Annotated in this window: 17 protein-coding genes; 10 read left to right on the top strand and 7 right to left on the bottom strand. The window is 69.7% G+C overall.

The genetic code is table 11. The annotated features are described in order from the left end of the window. The 5 genes from OG700_RS21235 to OG700_RS21255 all read right to left on the bottom strand — a co-directional run bounded on the left by OG700_RS21235 (position 1) and on the right by OG700_RS21255 (position 5871). Positions 1-1449: an ATP-binding protein gene (locus OG700_RS21235; protein WP_405615859.1), complete on the bottom strand. Its 1449-nt coding sequence runs from the start codon at positions 1447-1449 to the stop codon at positions 1-3. A 97-nt stretch (positions 1450-1546) separates the two neighbouring features. Beyond that, a complete protein-coding gene (locus tag OG700_RS21240; protein WP_405615861.1) occupies positions 1547-3112 on the bottom strand; it encodes an SCO6880 family protein in 1566 nt (521 codons plus the stop codon). Further along, positions 3109-4476, bottom strand: a complete 1368-nt coding sequence (locus tag OG700_RS21245) for a hypothetical protein (protein ID WP_405615864.1) — start codon at positions 4474-4476, stop codon at positions 3109-3111. The genes OG700_RS21240 and OG700_RS21245 overlap by 4 nt, the downstream gene beginning before the upstream one ends. Next, on the bottom strand, positions 4466-5335 hold the full coding sequence (locus OG700_RS21250) for a hypothetical protein (RefSeq protein WP_405615866.1): 870 nt from the start codon (positions 5333-5335) through the stop codon (positions 4466-4468). The genes OG700_RS21245 and OG700_RS21250 overlap by 11 nt, the downstream gene beginning before the upstream one ends. 227 nt (positions 5336-5562) lie before the next feature. Then, the gene (locus OG700_RS21255; protein ID WP_329385727.1) at positions 5563-5871 is read right to left on the bottom strand and encodes a hypothetical protein; all 309 of its coding nucleotides are present in this window, start codon (positions 5869-5871) and stop codon (positions 5563-5565) included. A gap of 500 nt (positions 5872-6371) precedes the next feature. On the opposite strand from OG700_RS21255, the gene OG700_RS21260 reads away from it, so the two are divergent. The 6 genes from OG700_RS21260 (at position 6372) to OG700_RS21285 (ending at position 13156) form a co-directional block, all read left to right on the top strand. Beyond that, positions 6372-6824 (top strand): hypothetical protein, encoded by a 453-nt coding sequence (locus OG700_RS21260; RefSeq protein WP_405615869.1) that lies wholly within the window; start codon positions 6372-6374, stop codon positions 6822-6824. Next, positions 6824-8692 (top strand): alpha/beta hydrolase, encoded by a 1869-nt coding sequence (locus OG700_RS21265; RefSeq protein ID WP_405621858.1) that lies wholly within the window; start codon positions 6824-6826, stop codon positions 8690-8692. Before OG700_RS21260 ends, OG700_RS21265 begins: the two co-directional genes overlap by 1 nt. A 98-nt stretch (positions 8693-8790) precedes the next feature. Further along, on the top strand, positions 8791-9249 hold the full coding sequence (locus OG700_RS21270; protein ID WP_405621860.1) for a hypothetical protein: 459 nt from the start codon (positions 8791-8793) through the stop codon (positions 9247-9249). A gap of 54 nt (positions 9250-9303) precedes the next feature. Next, positions 9304-10962, top strand: a complete 1659-nt coding sequence (locus OG700_RS21275) for a serine/threonine-protein kinase (RefSeq protein WP_405615871.1) — start codon at positions 9304-9306, stop codon at positions 10960-10962. A 92-nt stretch (positions 10963-11054) separates the two neighbouring features. Further along, on the top strand, positions 11055-12068 hold the full coding sequence (locus tag OG700_RS21280) for an NlpC/P60 family protein (RefSeq protein WP_405621862.1): 1014 nt from the start codon (positions 11055-11057) through the stop codon (positions 12066-12068). Between the two features lie 344 nt (positions 12069-12412). Next, positions 12413-13156, top strand: a complete 744-nt coding sequence (locus OG700_RS21285) for a phosphatase PAP2 family protein (protein WP_405615873.1) — start codon at positions 12413-12415, stop codon at positions 13154-13156. 13 nt (positions 13157-13169) lie between these two features. Here OG700_RS21285 and OG700_RS21290 read toward each other — a convergent pair whose 3' ends face one another. Further along, entirely contained in the window at positions 13170-14786 is a 1617-nt protein-coding gene (locus OG700_RS21290) for an FAD-binding oxidoreductase (RefSeq protein ID WP_405615875.1), read from the bottom strand. 352 nt (positions 14787-15138) lie between these two features. Here OG700_RS21290 and OG700_RS21295 point away from each other — a divergent pair, with 352 nt between their 5' ends. Next, positions 15139-15972 (top strand): hypothetical protein, encoded by an 834-nt coding sequence (locus OG700_RS21295; protein WP_405615878.1) that lies wholly within the window; start codon positions 15139-15141, stop codon positions 15970-15972. A gap of 105 nt (positions 15973-16077) precedes the next feature. Then, positions 16078-16254, top strand: coding sequence for a hypothetical protein (locus OG700_RS21300; RefSeq protein WP_405615880.1), 177 nt, complete (start codon positions 16078-16080; stop codon positions 16252-16254). A 37-nt stretch (positions 16255-16291) separates the two neighbouring features. Here the strand turns inward: OG700_RS21300 and OG700_RS21305 are convergent, their stop codons facing one another. Next, positions 16292-16693 (bottom strand): metal-sensitive transcriptional regulator, encoded by a 402-nt coding sequence (locus tag OG700_RS21305; RefSeq protein WP_405615882.1) that lies wholly within the window; start codon positions 16691-16693, stop codon positions 16292-16294. Positions 16694-16905: 212 nt separating this feature from the next. On the opposite strand from OG700_RS21305, the gene OG700_RS21310 reads away from it, so the two are divergent. Then, positions 16906-17526 carry a DUF47 domain-containing protein gene (locus OG700_RS21310; protein WP_382561593.1) on the top strand — a complete coding sequence of 207 codons (621 nt, stop codon included), beginning with the start codon at positions 16906-16908 and terminating at the stop codon, positions 17524-17526. Between the two features lie 5 nt (positions 17527-17531). Then, complete coding sequence (locus OG700_RS21315; protein WP_405615884.1) at positions 17532-18530, top strand: anion permease; 999 nt, start codon at positions 17532-17534, stop codon at positions 18528-18530. The last annotated feature ends 110 nt before the right edge of the window (positions 18531-18640 follow it).

Below are 18640 nucleotides of genomic sequence, written 5' to 3' on the forward strand. Positions count from 1 at the left end.
TCAGGCCACCGTCGACTCGGAGGACGCGTTCAACCGCTGCTGCTCCATGAGGATCGCGCGCTGCTCCGCCTCCCACTCGGCGGCCCGTACGTCGTCGGGCAGCCCGCCCGTCATGGCGTCGGCGGCGTCCGACGCGTCGGACGCCTGGCTGTTCTCCGTCATCGCGCGGTCGGTGAAGACCAGTGGCCGTTCCGCCTCGGTGACCAGGTGTTTGACCACCTGGACATTGCCGTTGACGTCCCACACCGCGATACCGGGCGTGAGGCTCGGGATGATCTCGACCGCCCAGCGCGGCAGCCCGAGGACCTGGCCGGTGGCGCGGGCCTCGTCCGCCTTCTGCGCGTAGATCGTCCGGGTCGACGCCATCTTGAGGATGGCGGCGGCCTCCTTCGCGGCGGCGCCGTCGACCACGTCGGAGAGATGGTGGACGACCGCCACGAACGAAAGACCCAGCCGGCGGCCGAACTTGAGGAGCCGCTGGAAGAGCTGCGCGACGAACGGGGAGTTGATGATGTGCCAGGCCTCCTCGACCAGGAAGATGCGCTTCTTCCGGTCGGGGCGGATCCAGGTGTGCTCCAGCCAGACGCCGACGATCGCCATCAGGATCGGCATCGCGATCGAGTTGCGGTCGATGTGCGAGAGGTCGAAGACGATGAGCGGCGAGTCCAGGTCGATGCCGACGGTCGTCGGGCCGTCGAACATGCCGCGCAGGTCACCGTCGACGAGCCGGTCCAGGACGAGGGCCACGTCCAGGCCCCAGGCCCGCACGTCGTCTATGTCGACGTTCATCGCCTCGGCCGACTCCGGCTCCGGGTGCCGCAGTTGCTCCACGATGTCCATCAGGACGGGCTGGCGCTCGACGATCGTGGAGTGGACATAGGCGTGCGCGACCTTGAGCGCGAAGCCGGAGCGCTCGTCCAGACCGTGCCCCATGGCGACTTCGATGATCGTGCGGAGCAGGGCGAGCTGTCCGGTCGTGGTGATCGCCGGGTCGAGCGGGTTGAGTTTGATGCCGCCGTCCAGGGCCGCCATCGGGTCGAGCCGGATGGGGGTTATGCCCAGCTCCTGCGCGATGAGGTTCCACTCGCCGGCGCCGTCCTCGCCCTGGGCGTCGAGGACGACGACCTGTCGGTCGCGGAAGCGCAGCTGCCGCAGGACGTACGTCTTCTCCAGCGCCGACTTGCCGTTGCCGGACTCGCCGAGGACCAGCCAGTGCGGGGCGGGGAGTTGCTGCCCGTACAACTGGAAGGGGTCGTAGATGTAGCCCTTGCCGCTGTAGACCTCGCGGCCGATGATGACGCCCGAGTCGCCGAGGCCGGGGGCCGCGGTCGGCAGATAGACGGCCTGGGCCTGGCCGGTCGACGTACGGACCGGGAGCCGGGTGGTCTCCACCTTCCCGAAGAGGAAGCTGGTGAAGGCGTCCGTGAAGGCGGACATGGGATCTCGCATCACAGGCCCCTATCAGCGGCGGTCGTCGGCTCGGCGGTGGTCGGCCTCTGATCGGCGGTCGTCGGCTCGGCGGTGGTCTTCGGTCCCGGGCGGGTGCTCATCGGCGGATGCCGGTGGCGAACGGCAGGGTGTTCACGAACGCCCGGTGGTGCTCGCGGTCGCACCACTCCAGCTTCAGATACGACTTGCCGGCCGACGCCCGGATCGTCCGCTTGTCCCTGGCCAGGGCCTCGGGCGAGCGGGACGACACCGTGATGTACCCGACGATGTTGACGCCCGCCGCACCGCTGGCGAGATCTTCACCCCGCTGGTCGAGCCGGCCGTGCGCCGCGATGTCGCGCGGGTCGACGGTGCGGTTCATCTTGGCGGCGCGGCTGGCGTCGGCCTCGTCGTTCGTCTTCTCCGTGAGCATCCGCTCGATGGCGACCTCGGTCGGCTCCAGGTCCATGCAGACCGCGACCGTACGGATCACATCGGGCGTGTGGACGAGCAGCGGGGCGAGGAAGTTGACGCCGACCGGGGTCATCGGCCACTCCTTCACCCAGGCCGTGGAGTGGCACCAGGGGGCGCGGGTGGACGACTCGCGGGTCTTGGCCTGGAGGTACGTGGGCTCCATGGCGTCCAGCTCGGCGGGCCAGGCGTTTCGTTTCGTCATGGCCTGGATGTGGTCTATGGGGTGGTCCGGGTCGTACATCGAGTGCACGAGCGAGGCCAGCCGTGCCTGCCCGAGCGGCTGCCGGACACGGATGTCGGCCTCCGCGAGACGGGCGCAGATGTCGGTCAGCTCGCGCGCCATGACGACGGCGAGGCCGGCGTCCTTGTCGAGCCTGCGGCCCCGGCCCTTGCCGCCGGAGGCCTGGCGGGTGGCACGGGCCATGGCCTGGCCCTCGGAGGCCAGGTCGCGGGTGTAGTGCATGCAGGCCACGAGGTAGGCGCGGTGCTGCTCGCTGGAGGTCGAGACCATGGACTGGAGCTGTTCGTACGACTCCTGGAGCCAGCCCGGGGAACCGGAGTCGCCGCGCTGGGCGACGTCCTTGGCGTGCGCGTCGGGGTCGGCGGGGAGCGTACGGGCGAGCATCTGGAGGCGGGTGACGAAGCCGTCCCCGTTCGCGACGTGCTTGAGCAGCGTGCCGAAGCGGTCGACCAGGGCCTCCTGGTCCTCGCTGTCGCGCAGGCCGACGCCGGGTCCCTCGATCTCGATGGCGGCGGTGACGGTACGGCGGTCGGCGTGCAGCAGTACGGCGATCTCGTCCGGACCGAAGGGCGCGGCCAGCCAGTTGATCCGCCCGATACCGGGCGGCGGCCCGATCTCGACCTCACGGCCGTCGGCCGCGGTGCCGGACTCCATGGCGGCGGAACGGTAGGTGGTGCCGTTGCGCAGAGTCCGTTTGAAACTGCGGTTGATCTCGAACCACTTGTAGAGGGTGCGGTGCTTGTACGGGACGTACACCGCGGCCAGCGCGAGGAGGGGGAACCCGAGCAGCGTCACGATCCGCAGGGACAGGACGGGGACGATGAGCCCGCTCATCATGCCGAGGAACGCGCCGGCGATGATCAGCGCGATCTCGCCCGTCTCACGGTTCTTGCCGACGATCGCGTTCGGCCGTGCGCGGCCGATGAGATACGTACGGCGGGGCGCGATGGGATGGGACTGAATCGTCAACGCCCTCCACCTCCTGTGCTGTTGTTACCGGTTCCGCGAGCGCCGTGGCTGCTGCGGCTGCTGTGAGGGGTGCCGCTGGTGGGACTGGTGGAGCGGGGGGCGGGTGCGGGCGAGGGGACACCGCCACCTCCGCCGCCCCCGCCTCCTGAAGAGGGGCGGCCGCTGTGGGCGGCGACACCACCGGAGACGGGGTTGGACGGCCTGGCCCCGCCACCGCCGCTGTCACCGCCGCCACCGCCTCGGCCGCTGTGCGTCTTGATGCCCTGCGAGACGACACCGGCGGGCGAACTGATCACGGCGGCGGCCCGGCCGCCGTCGGTCGACAGCTTGGCGTTGCTGCGAGCGCTCGCGATCTCGTCGCCGAAGCCGGGGACGAAGCGGTAGATCATGGCAGACGCGAAGATCGCGAGGATGATGATGGCAAGCCCGGAGACGACGGCCGAGAACGAGTCGGGCCCCTCGTCGGACGAGGTGAGCGCGCCGGCGAGACCGAGGACGATGACGATCACGGGTTTCACCATGATGACCGCGATCATGAGCCCGGCCCAGCGGCGTACATGCCCCCACATGTTCTTGTCGACGAGCCCCGCGTAGACGACGACGCCGAGGAGGGCGCCGACGTAGAGCAGGATCGCCCGGATGAACAACTCCAGATAGAGAATGCCGGCCGCGAGGATCGTCACGAGGGACACGACGATCAGCATGATCGGCCCGCCGCCGATCTCCGTGTCCTTCTTCAGCGCCTCGGAGAACGTCCCGAAGAACACGTCGGTCTGCCCACTGGTCCCACCGGCGATGACCTCGGTGACGCCGTCGGTGGCGGAGACGAGCGTGTAGAGGATGAGCGGCGTGAACGCGGAGGCGAGGACGGTCAGCCAGAGGAACCCGATGGCCTCGGAGATGGCGGTGGTCAACGGGACGCCGCGGATGGCGCGCTTGGCGACGGCGAGGAGCCAGAGGATGAGGGTGAGGATGGTGGCGGCGGCGAAGACGACGGCGTACTGGGAGAGGAAGGCGGTGTTGGTGAAGTCGACCGTGGCGGTCTCCTTCACGGCCTTGGACAGGGTGTCGACGGTCCACGCGGCGGCGTCGGCGCAGCCGCGGGCGAGGGAGGTGAGGGGGTCGAGGGAGCTGGTGGGGTCGCTGAGGGGGGAGTTGCTGTCGCTGCTGCTGGCGGAGTCGCCGTCTTCGCAGTACTCCTTGGCGGGGCCGATCAAGAGGTCGCAGGCGTCGTTGCTCGCCGACGGAGACGGCGAGGGAGTGGGCGCCGCTGATGCCCGCGTGGCGAGCAGGAACAGCCCCGTCTGCACAGTCACCAGGGCGGTGACGACCGAACGCGTACGGACGCGGTAGCTACCTGGCATAGGTGAAGCCCCCGTACTCGTCAACAGCCTTGCTGATCTCGTCGGCGGTTGAGGCAGCGATGTCACCCGGAACCGGCGCGGGGCCGTCCCTCTGGGAGTCGGCGGCCACCTTCCAGTCGCCAGCCGTCCACTGAAGGTCGAAGGTCCAGGTCTTCCACGTCGTGCTGACCGGGTCGGTGGAATCGGGACCGGACATACCGATCAGACCCGTGTACCAGACCGAGACTCGCGCGTCCCCGCCGTCGAAACTCTCCACTTTGGTGCCCACCGGGACCGTCCGGGAGATGAAGGTGCTGCCGGTGGGGGCAGTGCCGTTGGGGTCGAGACCGAGCTTGTCCAGGAACTCTGGGGAGTAGGCCTTGTCCTGCGGCACCTTGAGCTTCTCGGCGGCGGCAGGTGTGTAGACGGTGTCGACAATCCCGTGCCTGCTGTCCCTGTTGAACATGCCGTCCGAGCCGAGGGCGACCGCGTAGTTGGAGGCCGCACTCTCCGCCCCCTGCTCATCCTTCGCGAACCCCGAAGGAATCCCCCCGCTCTTCCCCGTCACCGGCTTCACCCCCGACGCCGTCGTCGGTTCCGAGCCCGCCGCTCTGTCGCCGCTCCCGCCGGAGCCCGACGCGTCGGTGTCGCCGCCGCTTCCGCGGTTCGCGAACGCGATGGCCGCGATCAGCAGCACCACCACACCCACCACCGCGATCAGCGAGCGCGAGTTCCGCTGGGGCCGGCGGCCGCCGCCCCCGAATCCGTCGCCGCCCCCGCCGTCCGGCAGACGTGTGCGCGTCTGGCCCATTCCGCCGAAGCTGTCGTCCGTCGTACGGCCCGGGTCGCTCCCGTGGCCGTGCTCATCGCCGAAGCTCATGCCGCGTCCGCCCCCTCGACCGGTTCAACCGTGTGCAGTTCCGCTTGCAGTACCGCGTAACACGACGGTAGCCGTGCTGGTTCCCGCGCGGGCGCGGTGTGGTGACTCGACATCAGGGAGACGCAACCTCGGCGGATGGGCGCGACGGACGGATGGTGTGTGGGGACGGATGGTGTTGAGGGTGGACCGGGCGTACCCGGTGCGGATCGGATCGAATAGGTGTGACGCTAAACAGCCATCCCGTACACAATCGTGAAGACCGTGCCGAGGGACCCGATGATGAAGACGCCGGTCAGTCCGGCGACGATCAGGCCCTTGCCCTGTTCCGCGCTGAAGGTGTCCCGCAGCGCGGTCGCGCCGATACGCTGCTTGGCGGCACCCCAGATCGCGATGGCGAGGCAGAGCAGGATGGCGATGGCCATCACCACCTCGACAATGATGCGAGCTTCGGTACCGAGGTTCCCGAACGGCCCCCAGCTCGGAGCGATACCACCGATGATGGTGTTGATGTCGCCCTTCTCGGCGTCCACGTCCATGCAACTCACCGCCCCTGTTGGGTTGTTAAGTGCCCGCGCCCGGCGGCACGGATCGCCTTCTATCTTCGCTGATGGAACCGCCCTCGTATGCCGACTTGGCGGGTCTCTTTACCCGATCCCCGCACGTTTGACCGATCCGACTGTTCTGACCTGCGTCATGAACCGGAGTATGCGAGTACGCGTATGGTCACTCTGTGTATCACGGAGGGTGACTCCGGGCAATGATTGGCGTTGTGCACTCTTGCGCCCGCCGCGGTTTTGCGTCCGTGCGCCATCCGTGCGCCGCCCGAGGGCGGGCGGCGGGTCCACCGTACGGGTGAACCTGTGCGGGACGCCGCGCTGTTGCCGATCGCGGCCGATGCCAACGGGGGACGGGGCTCCCGCCCTCCCGTAGCCCCCCGGCCGGTTCCTTCCTTTCGCTTCCGCGCGGCAACTCGCCGACCCCGGATTGGGACAGTGCCACCCGACATCCCGGACAACAGAGGACAGGGGCGGGTGGCATGGCGGGCTATTCGGGCGGATTGCGGGCGCTGGCCGACGAGGCGGGCACGGGGCCGGGAGCGTCGGGCGCGGCGTCGCGGGAACGGCTGAGACACAGCGACGGGCCATGGACCCGGGCGGCGGGCGGGGCCGAGGTGATGCGTACGCAGATGGCCTACGTGAAGACCGAGTTCGCAACGGCGCACGAGGGCGTGGCCGGCTGCGGGGAGGGGCTGAGCGCCTTCGCGGTCCTGGGCACCGTACGTACATCGTGGGAACGGCGCATCGAGGCAGCCCGAGACGAATGCGGAAGCCTGGCGGGCAGCCTGCGCGCGGTGGCGAGGACGCAGGGTGAGCACGACACCGCGATCAGGTCGACGCTGGCGGGGATCGACGCGGGGATCGACGCGGGGATCGACGCAGGGGTCGACGCGGGAGCCGACGCCGGGGCCGATACGGGCGCCGGCCGGTGATTGGCGGCGGCGGTGGCGGGCTCACCTGGGCGCAGTTACGGGACGTCAGATGCGCCGAGCTGGAGGGCGCGGCGGACGGCTGGGGCAAGGCGAGCAACCGCGCGGACGCGGCCCGCGACCGGATCGACAAGCAGCTCCTCGCCGGGCTGACCGCGTCCCAGGAGGGCGAGGCGGCGCGGGCGGCGGCCGGGCGGTTGCGGGCGCTGGGGCGGAACTTCCAGTACATCTACACGGAGTGCGGACTGGTCCGTACGGCGCTGAACAGCCTCGCCCAGGAGCTTCGGGGCACGCAACGGCGGCTTTGGGACGCGCTGGAGGAGGCGGCGGCCCTGAAGTTCACGGTGGGGACGGACGGGTCGGTGAGCTACCCGGAGGCCGGGGAGAACCCGGTCACGGAGAAGAAGCTGCGGGGCGGAACGGCGTCGGGCCACGCGTACCCGCTGACCGCCCCGTCGTCGGAGTTCACGAGCCCGAACCCCCTCGCGCCGAAGGCGCAGGACATCGCGGACCGGATCGCCCGCGCGCTGAGCGACGCGGCGGAGACCGACGCGCGGTACACGCGGACGCTGCGCAAGCTGATCGCGCAGGACGGCCTGAAGGTCACGGACGCGATGTGGACGGACGTGAACGCGGACGCGACGGCGGTACGCGCGCTCGCGACGGACTACCTCGACGCGGCGATCCCCCACGACGCGACACCCGCGAAACGCCTCGCGTGGTGGCAGGGCCTGACGGAGGAACGGAGGGAGGAGTACCTGGCGGTCCACCCGGACACGATCGGCAACCTGGACGGCATCCCGGCAGCGGTACGCGACGCGGCGAACCGCGACAACTTGGCGCTGCTGATGGGGAAGTTGGAGGGCGCGGCCGCGGAGGACGACAGGTCGCGGACGATGCTGGCCGGGCTGCGCTCCATCGACGGACAGCTACGGGCCGGCGGGCATCCGCCGATGTTTCTGCTGGGTATCGGCGACGAGGGAAACGGGCGGGCGATCGTGTCGTACGGGAATCCGGACACGGCGAGGAACGTGTCGGCGTATGTGCCGGGGCTGGGGACGGGATTGGACGAGACATTCGCGGAGGACGACTTGAAGCGGGCGAGGGACACGCTGGTGGGTGCGGCGGAGTACGACTCGTCGACGGCGTCGATCGTATGGCTGGGCTATGACGCGCCGCAGCTTTCGGTGGACGACATCACGGGGAACACGGACGTCATGTTTACGGACCACGCGGAGGCGGGAGCGCCCGCGTACGGCGACTTCATGTCGGGAATCGCGGCCACGAACCACCACGAGAACCCACACCTGACAGCCGTAGGCCACTCCTACGGTTCCCTCACGGTGGGCCAGGCCGCCCAGCGGGACGGCGGAATCCCGGGCGTCGACGACATTGTCCTGGTGGGCAGCCCCGGAACGGGCGCGGATTCCGCGGCTGATCTGGGAGTGGGCAGAGACCACGTATTCGTCGGCGCCGCGGAGAACGACCCGGTGACGCGAGCACCGGCGAAGGGAGAGGCACAAGGCATGGGAATGGGCGCACTGGGCGGGGCGTCGGCGGGGGCGGTACTGGGAGGTCCGGTGGGCGCGGTGGTGGGCGGGGCGGGCGGAGCGGCGGTGGCGTACTTCGCGCAGGACGCGCAGACGGCTGAGAGCGAGATCTGGTTCGGCACGGATCCGGCGCATGAGGATTTCGGGGCGAGGAGGTTTCGGGTGGATGAGGGACCGCGGCCGATTATGGAAATGGGTGGGGTCAAGGCGCATTCGAATTACTTCAACCCGGGGAAAGATGTCACGTCCGCCGACAATATTGCCAGGATCGTGGTCGGGGACTACCGGGACGTTCAGATGGATGAGCGCAGGAGGGGATGAGAGTGCGGCGCGCCCTGGGATTTCTGTTGACATGCGTCATGGTGGCCGGATGCTCGGCGCTCGACGGCTCTAGAGCGGATGGGGAGCGAATCTTGAACATGCAGGAGGCTGCAGAAAGGGCGGATTCCATTCTTGATGGCACATTTCGTGCGATCCGCCCCGGGGTCAAGTGGACGCACGGTGAGACCACGGTGGGAAGTTGCGACCTGTCGCGGCGTCGAGCTGTCATGACGATTGTCTCTGAGCGGCAACGTGGCGGTTTTCTCGGAGTTGTCGAGCGGTATTGGCGGAAGAGTGGCTACGAGATCACCTCCGTCAACAGCAGTCAGAGGTTCCCGGCCATCTATGCCAAGTCCCTTGACGGCTTTGGTATCAGACTCAGCATCGGCGGAGAGGGCCAGGCATTTTTCGAAGTGGCTACTCCATGTGTGGAGAAGTCGGCAGTGGCGGACCCCACGGCCGAGACCGACGGGCACAACTACGCCGGCGGTCCTATTCCGCGCCCCGACATCCGCGACGACTTCTGGTCCGCGCCCACACGCCCACCCCGCATCTGAGCCGCGGTCAGCTCCGCCTGCCCCCACACCCGCCCCTGTGGCACAGTCGTTCCCGTGGATGCCCTCAGAGCCCAAGACCCCGCGCGTATCGGTGCCTATGTGCTGCTCGCGAGGCTCGGGGCCGGGGGGATGGGGCAGGTGTATCTCGGGCGGTCGCCCGGGGGGCGGCTTGTGGCCGTCAAGGTGGTGCGGGAGGAGATCACCGAGCATCCGGAGGCTCTTGCCCGGTTTCGGCGGGAGGCGGAGACCGTTCGGGCCGTGCGCAGCGCGTACACCGCGAATCTCATTGACGCCGGGCTGGACGGGGACCCGTACTGGATCGCCACCGAGTACGTGACCGGCCCGACCCTCGCCCGCGCCGTGCGTGAGCGGGGGCCGTTTCCCGCCGGGACCTGTCGGCGGCTGATCGCCGCCATGGCCGAGGGGCTTGCCAGCGTTCACGCGTACGGCGTCACGCACCGCGACCTGAAGCCGCAGAACGTCCTTCTGGGTTCCCAGGGGCCGCAGTTGATCGACTTCGGGATTGCCCGCGGGGTTGAGCAGACCGCCCTCACCCAGGACGGTCAGGCACCCGGTACGCCCGGCTTCACCGCGCCCGAGGTGCTGACGCGCAACGAAGTGGGCGATGCCGCCGACATCTTCGCTCTTGGCGCGACCGTCGCGTACGCGGCGACGGGGCGCGCGCCGTTCGGGGTCGGGGACGGCGCGGCCGTGAGTTACCGGGCTGTTCATGAGGAGATCGACACGGTCGGGGTCGAGCCCGCTCTCGCCGCGCTGATCCGTGAGTGTGTCGCCAAGGACCCCGCCCGGCGGCCCGATCCGGCGGAGCTCATCCGGCGGTGTGCCGTGGATACCGCCCTTGTGGACGATCCCGCTTACCAGCCGCTGGTCGCCATGGCCGACGTCGTGCCGGACACGCCTCAGCGGCCTCAGCGGCCTGAACATGCACCTACCCCGGCGATCCATGACCTTCCCACGCAAGGTCCCACCGCACCTCCGGGAACCCCGACTTCCCGGCGCCCCGTCCCCTGGCTCGTCGCCGTCGCCACCGGTGTCGTCATCGGGGTCTCCGTCGCCCTGGCCGTGTGGCTGCTTCCCGGCGACAAGGGCGCAGGCGGTGACGAGTCGGGGGGCGCCGCCGCCCCGAGCGGTCAGGACCGGACGTCCACCGAGAAGCCGGCAGTCGGCCCTCCCGGCCGCATCCAGGACATCGGCACCTCCCGGCACGCCTGGAACGGACTCCGGGACAGTTGCAACCTTCCCGGTGAGGAGGAGCCGCCGCTCCAGTTCCAGTACTCCGTCACCACCGCCGAGACCGACTACACCGGCGAACTCCCGCCCGGGAAGGTGGAGATCGGCTACCGGCTCAAGTACGAGGAACCGAACCTCCCCCCGTACTACCTCTCCGTCGAAGTGAAGCCACCCCACCGGCTCGACGCGACCGGCCGCCCCACCACCTCCGATGAGAACACCGACCAGTTCGGTGCGGTGAGCGAGGCGGCCGATCTGTACGAGGGGGACGAGACCGAGTGGATCTACCTCACCTATCCCGACGACTTCTCCTCCCGCGCCGACGGCGACGGCGGCAAGGTCCGGCCCGCGCTGCCACTCTCCGAGGACCCCGGCGAGTGGACCGTCGTCTACCACCACGCCACCTCGGACACGAGCCACAAGAGTGTCGTCTGCACCGGGTTCATGTCCGATGCGCCGTGAGGCCGTGTCCGAATAGCACCGACACGACAGGCGGGAAAATGGCGGTGAACGTGTCCCGGATGGGGGAGGGTTGAGGGGTGCGTAAATTCTGGATGGCCGGCGCGATCGGGCTCGGGCTGAGCCTGTGCTTCATCGCGCTGCTCGTCGTCGGTACGTACTCCGCCGCCGCCGGGCTCGCCGGCGGTGCGGGCGGTGGTGGGGCGGTCGCGCTGGCCAAGGGGGCCGTGCCCGCGAAGTACCAGGGGCTGGTGCAGGAGTGGGGCAATCTCTGCCCCGCGATCAATCCCGCGCTGCTCGCCGCGCAGTTGTACCAGGAAAGCGGCTGGGACCCTGACATCGTGAGCCCGGCGCAGGCGCAGGGCATCGCGCAGTTCATCCCGGGGACCTGGGCGGCGCACGGCGTCGACGGGGACAAGGACGGGGACCGCGACGTCTGGGACCCGCAGGACGCGATTCCGTCGGCCGCGACGTACGACTGCAAACTCGCCGGGTACGTCGACGACGTGCCGGGCGACCAGACCAAGAACATGCTCGCGGCGTACAACGCGGGCGCGTACGCGGTCATCAAGTACGGCGGCGTCCCTCCGTACCCCGAGACGCAGAACTACGTGAAGGTCATCACCACCCTCCAGCAGAGCTTCGCCCGCCCCGTCGGCCGCGTCGAGCCCTCCAAGCAGGCCGCCTCCGCCATCTACTACGCGCAGCAGAAGCTCGGTACGAAGTACCTGTGGGGCGGCAACGGCACTCCCGAGCAGCAGGGGCGGTTCGACTGTTCCGGGCTGACGCAGGCTGCCTACCGGTCAGTGGGGATCGAGTTGCCGCGGGTCGCCAACGATCAGTACAACGCCGGCGAGCATCCCTCCCGCGACGAGCTGATGCCCGGCGATCTGGTGTTCTTCTCCGACGACCTCACCAACTCGCGGGCCATCCGGCACGTGGGCCTCTATGTCGGTGGCGGGTACATGATCAACGCTCCGTACACCGGGGCCGTGATCCGGTTCGACAAGATCGATACGCCCGACTACTTCGGGGCGACCCGGGTCACCGAAGACGGCGCGAAATCGCTGCCGACGGATCTGCCCACCGGGCGGAAGTCCGGCACGTGAAGCGGATGGAGCCGTTGAAGCGGCTGACGGGGCGTCGGTCCGACGGGGTGTGAGGGTGGCGAAGGGTTGACCGCCGGAAGGGTGGAGTCGGGGTGGACCAGGGGGGCGCGTGGCCGGAATTCTCTCTTCGGTCACCCCTCTGAGCTGGGACGATGTGTCACTCTTCGATAACGTCCTGGAGATCGTCCGGTGAAGAGTGGAACCTGGAGGGGGACCAGGCCGTTCCCTGGACTGGGGCTGTGGCGTTGATCGCGCAGCACTGACCGCAAGCACCACGGGGGTTGGTGGAAGCGACACGCCCGGAGGCGTGTCGTGGTGGGCGACAAGGCAAGGGGCCGCGGCACATGGCTGGACTCGCGATCGATGGGTCGAACCCCGACGTCAGCCTGCTCTACGACATCAACGGTCTGGCCAAGTCGGCCCCCGGCTGGTTCGACCGCGGCGTGGAGTTCGTCGGCGAGTACGGGATCATGCTCGCCCTCGTCCTCCTCACGCTCTGGTGCTGGTGGAGCGTGCGGCGGCGCGGGGCGGCCGAGGATTCGGTGGCCGCCGTCGCCGGGCTGCTCTGGGCGCCGCTCGCCGCCGGTGTCGCGCTGCTGGTCAACATCCCGATCCGGGAGTTCGTCGGCCGCGACCGTCCCTTCGTCGACCACCGGGGGCTCGACGTCCTGGCGGCCGGCAAGACCGACTTCTCCTTCGTCAGCGACCACGCCACGCTGGCGATGGCCCTGGGCGCGGGCATCTTCGTCGCGCACCGCGGCTTCGGGCTCGCCGCGATCGGGCTCGCGCTGGTCGAGGGCTTCAGCCGGGTCTACATGGGCGTGCACTATCCGACGGACGTGATCGGCGGGTTCGCCCTCGGTACGGCGGTGGTGCTGCTCCTCGCGCCGCTGGCCATGGCGCTGCTCACCCCGCTGGTGTCGGCGGTGTGCCGTTCGGGGCGGGTGGGGCTGCTCGTACGGTCGCGTGCCGCGCGGGAGGCGGACCGGGCCGAGGCCGCAGCGGCCGCCGAGGCCGCCGAGGCGCCGGGGACCCGGACGCTGGGTATCCCCGAGCCGCGGCCGGACGACAACAACCTCGCGGCGTAGCGGCTACGAGAACCTAGAGCGCCTGCGGGAAGTCGAACAGCCGCTCCGGGTCGTAGCGGGCCTTCAGCTCCTTCAGGCGGCCCGCCGCCGGGCCGTAGTACGCCGAGCGCCAGTCGGGCAGTTCCGGGTCGGTGTAGTTCTGGTACGCCGCGCCCGACGCGTGACTTCGGAGCGCACCCTGGCTGGTTCTCAACCACGCCCGCTGCGAGGTGCCGGACGTGCCGGGGCGCCAGGACGCCACGTACTGCGCGAGCATCCGGGAGCGGCGGTGCACGAAGGCCGTCGCGAGCGGGTCCACCCGGTTGGTCGCGCCGCCGAGCGCGGTCAGCGAGACCGTGCCCGATCCCGCGCCGTCCGCCACCTTGATCCGGCTGAAGTCCGTCACGGCGGACAGCAGGGCGCCGATGGCCGCCGGCGGGAGTGAGCGGTCGAAGAAGTCCGACGTCGCGGCGTACGTCTCGCGTCCCAGCGCGCCGTCCTTCCCGCGGCCCGGCGTCGTGCCGGGCAGCCGGCACTGGGCTTCGCCGAGTCCGGCGCAGCCGGCGTACGCGCGCATCGCCTCCTCGTAGCCGCTCGGTCGCAGTGAGACGAAGCTCGCCGAGGAGCCCACGCGGTCGGCGAGCCGGTCGACGGCGTTTTTGAGGTCGCCCTCGGTGCCGAGGGTGAAGGCGGAGATCGCGACCGTCGGGTCGGCTCCGCCGCCCGCGCCGACCGCCGCGTGGAACGACGACCAGATCTCGTCCGGCTGGTCGGGACCCCACTCCTGCCAGGCCGCGAGCACCGAACGGGCCTTTGACCAGGGCCAGTTGAGGTTCGCGGTGACGCCGGTGGAGGCGGGGTGGGTACGGAAGCGCAGTTCGGTGACGACGCCGAAGTTGCCGTTGCCCGCGCCCCGCAGGGCCCAGAAGAGGTCCTTGTTCCGCTCCGCGTCGGCGGTCAGCCGCTTGCCGTCGGCGGTGATGATCGTCGCCGAGGTGAGGTTGTCGCAGGTCAGACCGTACGCGCGGGAGACGACCCCGTGACCGCCGCCGAGGACGAGACCGGAGATGCCGACGGTGGCGCAGGAGCCGCCCGGTATCGTGCGGCCCTTCCGGGCGAGCGCGCCGTAGACGTCGATGAGCTTGGCGCCCGCGCCGATCACCCCGTCCGACGCCGCGTCACCGAGGCCGTCGAGCGAGGAGACGTCGATGACGAGCCGGCCGTCGCCGCTGGACCAACCGGCATAGGAATGGCCGCCGTTGCGGATCGAGACGGGCGTGCCGTACGTCCTGGCGAAGGCCAGGCACTCGCGGATGTCGTCCTCGCCGGCGACGTACGCGACGGCCGCCGGCTTCAGGTTGTCGAAGCGTGTGTTGTAGAGCTGGCGGGCCGTCGCGTAGTCGCTGTCCCCCGGCCGTACGAGCCGGCCGTCCAGCCCCGAGGCGAGCGTGTCCCAGCGCGGTGGGGCGGTGGAGCCGGTGGCGGACGTGCTGTTACGCGTCGCAGAGGGCGGCTTGTTCGCGGGGGAGCCAGGTGGGCCTGGTGAGCCCGGTGAGCCGTTCCCGCCCCGTCCGCCGTCGCTCGTGCAGGCGCTCAGCGCGCCCGCCGTGGTCACGGTCAGCGCTCCGGCCAGCAGCGTGCGCCGTTCCATCGGGCGTCCTCCCCCTGGGTGTCGGTGATGTCAGTGTGCCGCCTGATGGGACGCGGCGTCAGTCCTTGCCCGGTCGCGGGAGCGCCTGGCCGGTCCCGACCAGCCGCAGGTGCAGCGGGCCAGGGAGAACGAGCCGCGTTCGAAGGTCGACGTGATGAGTCCGGCAGGTGGGGCGTGGGAGGTGTGGGGGGCGGTGGGCGGGTCCGAGGTCTCTTGCTCGCGCACCTCTCCACCGTACTCGCGCATACGTTCCTGGCCAGGGGAGGTGCGTGACGACCCGCGCGGGACGTCGTTATGGGGGCAGGGCGGGGTCTCGGACAAGCAACGGTAAGGCGTTGGGGGTTGGCAGGCGATGGTGGAGCGGCAGCACAGACACAGGGGCGTGGCGCTCGTCGCCGCCGCCGTGACGGTGGCGGGAGTCGTGGCCGCGAGCGCCGGTTGTTCCGGGAGCGAGGGCGCCGTGGCCGACGACCGGCCACTCGGCGATCCGGCCGCGGTCCTCAGGTCCGCCGATGTGCTGGCCGTCGCGGGCAGCTCCAAGGCCCGGACCTCGCTGGTGATGGCGACGGGCGGGACACGCGTGACCATCAGGGGCGAGGGCCGGTACGACTTCCGGAAACGGCTGGGGCGGCTCTCGGTCCTGCTGCCCAAGGACCCGGCGGGCGCGGACGAGCACCGGCCGATCGCGGAGCTGCTGGCGCCGGCCGCCCTCTACATGAAGAACCGGGGCGCCGGGGTGCCCGACGACAAGTGGGTCATGCTCGACTCGACCGCCCTCGCGGACGGCAATCTGGTCACCGGCGGCGCGACCGACCCGCTGACCGCCGCCGAACTGCTGCGCGCCGCGCAGGATGTGGTCCTCGTCGGCGAGCAGGAGCTGGCCGGCGTCCGCGTCCGGCACTACCGGGGCGTCACCGACATCGGGCGGGCCGCGGAGCTGGCGGCGCCGTACGCACGCGAGGCGCTGGTCGCGGCGGCGCGGGGCTTCACCGAGGACGCCGTGCCGTTCGACGCGTATCTGGACGAGGCGGGGCGGCTGCGCAAGGTCAGGCACCAGTTCAGCTACCGGAATCAGGGGCGTACGGTCGCCGTCGCCTCGACCACACTGCTGTACGAATTCGGGGCCGCCGTCGGGGTGCGGCTCCCCCCGGAGGACCAGATCTTCACCGGGAAGATCAAGGTGTAAATGGTCCGGACGTGCCATGCGCGTCACGCCTCACCCTCCTTACCCTAGGAAGCCGGCAGTCGACACCGCCAGGAGGACGACACCGGCAGGAAGAGGTGAACGCACGTGGCTCTGTCGCGCACGCCGACCGTCCAGGACCACGTGGCCCTCGCCGAGATCGAACTCTGCGGAGAGCTGATGATCGCGGCGTCGGCCGCGGACGGTGAACGGCTCAGTGCGGACCGCATCGACGAAGTGCTGAAGGTGGGCGTGGAGCGCGGCGGGAGAGCGTCCTGCCGCTGAGCAAAACCGAGAGCTGACCGCCGCGCTCCCACGTCCGTCAGGTACGCAGCAGGCGCGCGATCGCCTTCGTCGCCTCCTGGACCTTGTCGTCGACCTCGTCCCCGCCCTTGACCGCCGCGTCCGCCACGCAGTGCCGCAGGTGCTCCTCCAGCAGCTGGAGCGCGAAGGACTGGAGCGCCTTCGTGGAGGCCGAGACCTGCGTGAGTATGTCGATGCAGTAGACGTCCTCGTCGACGAGCCGCTGGAGGCCGCGGATCTGGCCCTCGATCCGGCGCAGCCGCTTGAGGTGCTCGTCCTTCTGCTTGTGGTAGCCGTGCACACCGCGGTCGTGATCGGTGACGATCTCGTCGCCGACGGTGGTGGTCTCGGTGGTGGCCTCGGTGGTCGTGCCGGAGGTCGCGTCGCTGGTCGCCGCGCCGGCCGCCTCGGTGGTCGTCATCGCGTCCTCCTGGTGGGGTGCTTCGGGGTGGATGTCCGAAAGGGTCGTAAATACCCTAGGTAGGTATATGATACCCAGTCGCTCGCGCGGGGGCAGGGGCACTTCATGATCGTCGTGTCCCATGCAGCACACTGAAGGCCGCCGGTTAGCCGTGGCCGGATGATGCGCTTAGCATCAGCCTGACCGAATCCCATGTAACCCGAGGATCCCTCGTGCGCTTTCGTCTGACCCCCAGGGAGACGAGCTTCTACGACATGTTCGCCGCGTCCGCGGACAACATCGTCACGGGCTCCAAGCTCCTCATGGAACTGCTCGGAGCGGATTCCTCCGCCAGGGCCGAGATCGCGGAACGGATGCGGGCGGCGGAGCACGCGGGGGACGACGCCACACACGCGATCTTCCACCAGCTGAACTCCTCCTTCATCACGCCGTTCGACCGCGAGGACATCTACAACCTGGCCTCGCAGCTCGACGACATCATGGACTTCATGGAGGAGGCCGTCGACCTGGTCGTCCTCTACCAGGTCGAGGAGCTGCCCAAGGGCGTCGAGCAGCAGATCGAGGTGCTGGCGCGGGCGGCGGAGCTCACCGCCGAGGCGATGCCCCACCTGCGCACGATGAACAACCTCACCGAGTACTGGATCGAGGTCAACCGCCTGGAGAACCAGGCCGACCAGATCCACCGCAAGCTGCTCGCCCAGCTCTTCAACGGTAAGTACGACGCGATGGAAGTCCTCAAGCTCAAGCAGATCGTGGATGTGCTGGAGGAGGCCGCCGACGCCTTCGAGCACGTCGCGAACACGGTGGAGACGATCGCGGTCAAGGAGTCCTGAACCACGTGGACACCTTCGCCCTGATCGTGACCATCGGTGTCGCGCTCGGCTTCACGTACACGAACGGCTTTCACGACTCCGCGAACGCCATCGCGACATCGGTGTCGACGCGGGCGCTGACCCCGCGCGCCGCGCTGGCGATGGCCGCGGTGATGAACCTCGCGGGCGCGTTTCTCGGCCAGGGGGTCGCCAAGACCGTCAGTGAAGGGCTGATCGCCACACCGCACGGGCAGCGAGGGATGGGGATCCTCTTCGCCGCGCTCGTCGGCGCGATCGTCTGGAACCTGGTCACCTGGTACTACGGCCTGCCGTCCTCCTCGTCCCACGCGCTCTTCGGCGGCATGGTGGGCGCGGCGCTCGCCGGCGGGACGGAGGTGATCTGGACCGGGGTGCTGGAGAAGATCGTCATCCCGATGTTCCTGTCGCCGATCGTCGGTCTTGTCGTCGGCTATCTGGTGATGGTCGGCATCATGTGGATGTTCCGGAACTCCAACCCGCACAAGGCCAAGCGCGGCTTCCGTATCGCGCAGACGGTCTCGGCGGCCGGCATGGCGCTCGGGCACGGCCTTCAGGACGCGCAGAAGACGATGGGCATCGTGGTGATGGCGCTGGTCATCGCCGACGTCGAGGGCCAGGGCGACGAGATCCCGGTCTGGGTGAAGATCGCCTGCGCGGTGATGCTCTCGCTGGGTACGTACGCGGGCGGCTGGCGCATCATGCGGACACTGGGCCGCAAGATCATCGAGCTGGACCCGCCGCAGGGGTTCGCGGCGGAGACGACGGGCGCGTCGATCATGTTCGGCTCGGCGTTCATCTTCCAGGCGCCGATCTCGACGACGCACGTCATCACCTCGGCGATCATGGGCGTCGGCGCGACGAAGCGGGTGAACGCGGTGCGGTGGGGTGTCGCGAAGAACATCATCCTGGGCTGGTTCATCACGATGCCGGCGGCGGCGCTGGTGGCGGCGGTCAGTTTCTGGCTGGTGAATTTGGCGTTCGGCTGAGTGGGTTGCGGGGTGTCCCCTTGGCTGGGGGGCCGGGGGTCGTCCCCCGGGGAAGCACCGTTGGCTGGTGAACCCGGCCTTCGGCTGAGGCGCCCGGTCCCGCAGCCGTA

The sequence above is a fragment of the Streptomyces sp. NBC_01508 genome (assembly GCF_045040315.1).
Lineage (GTDB): Bacteria > Actinomycetota > Actinomycetes > Streptomycetales > Streptomycetaceae > Streptomyces.

Bases quoted from the DNA above. Each gene is read 5' to 3' on its own strand.
- OG700_RS21235 (WP_405615859.1), bottom strand. From the start codon at position 1,449: ATGCGAGATCCCATGTCCGCCTTCACGGACGCCTTCACCAGCTTCCTC.
- OG700_RS21245 (WP_405615864.1), bottom strand. From the start codon at position 4,476: ATGCCAGGTAGCTACCGCGTCCGTACGCGTTCGGTCGTCACCGCCCTG.
- OG700_RS21250 (WP_405615866.1), bottom strand. From the start codon at position 5,335: ATGAGCTTCGGCGATGAGCACGGCCACGGGAGCGACCCGGGCCGTACG.
- OG700_RS21255 (WP_329385727.1), bottom strand. From the start codon at position 5,871: ATGGACGTGGACGCCGAGAAGGGCGACATCAACACCATCATCGGTGGT.
- OG700_RS21260 (WP_405615869.1), top strand. From the start codon at position 6,372: ATGGCGGGCTATTCGGGCGGATTGCGGGCGCTGGCCGACGAGGCGGGC.
- OG700_RS21270 (WP_405621860.1), top strand. From the start codon at position 8,791: ATGCAGGAGGCTGCAGAAAGGGCGGATTCCATTCTTGATGGCACATTT.
- OG700_RS21280 (WP_405621862.1), top strand. From the start codon at position 11,055: ATGGCCGGCGCGATCGGGCTCGGGCTGAGCCTGTGCTTCATCGCGCTG.
- OG700_RS21285 (WP_405615873.1), top strand. From the start codon at position 12,413: ATGGCTGGACTCGCGATCGATGGGTCGAACCCCGACGTCAGCCTGCTC.
- OG700_RS21290 (WP_405615875.1), bottom strand. From the start codon at position 14,786: ATGGAACGGCGCACGCTGCTGGCCGGAGCGCTGACCGTGACCACGGCG.
- OG700_RS21295 (WP_405615878.1), top strand. From the start codon at position 15,139: ATGGTGGAGCGGCAGCACAGACACAGGGGCGTGGCGCTCGTCGCCGCC.
- OG700_RS21305 (WP_405615882.1), bottom strand. From the start codon at position 16,693: ATGACGACCACCGAGGCGGCCGGCGCGGCGACCAGCGACGCGACCTCC.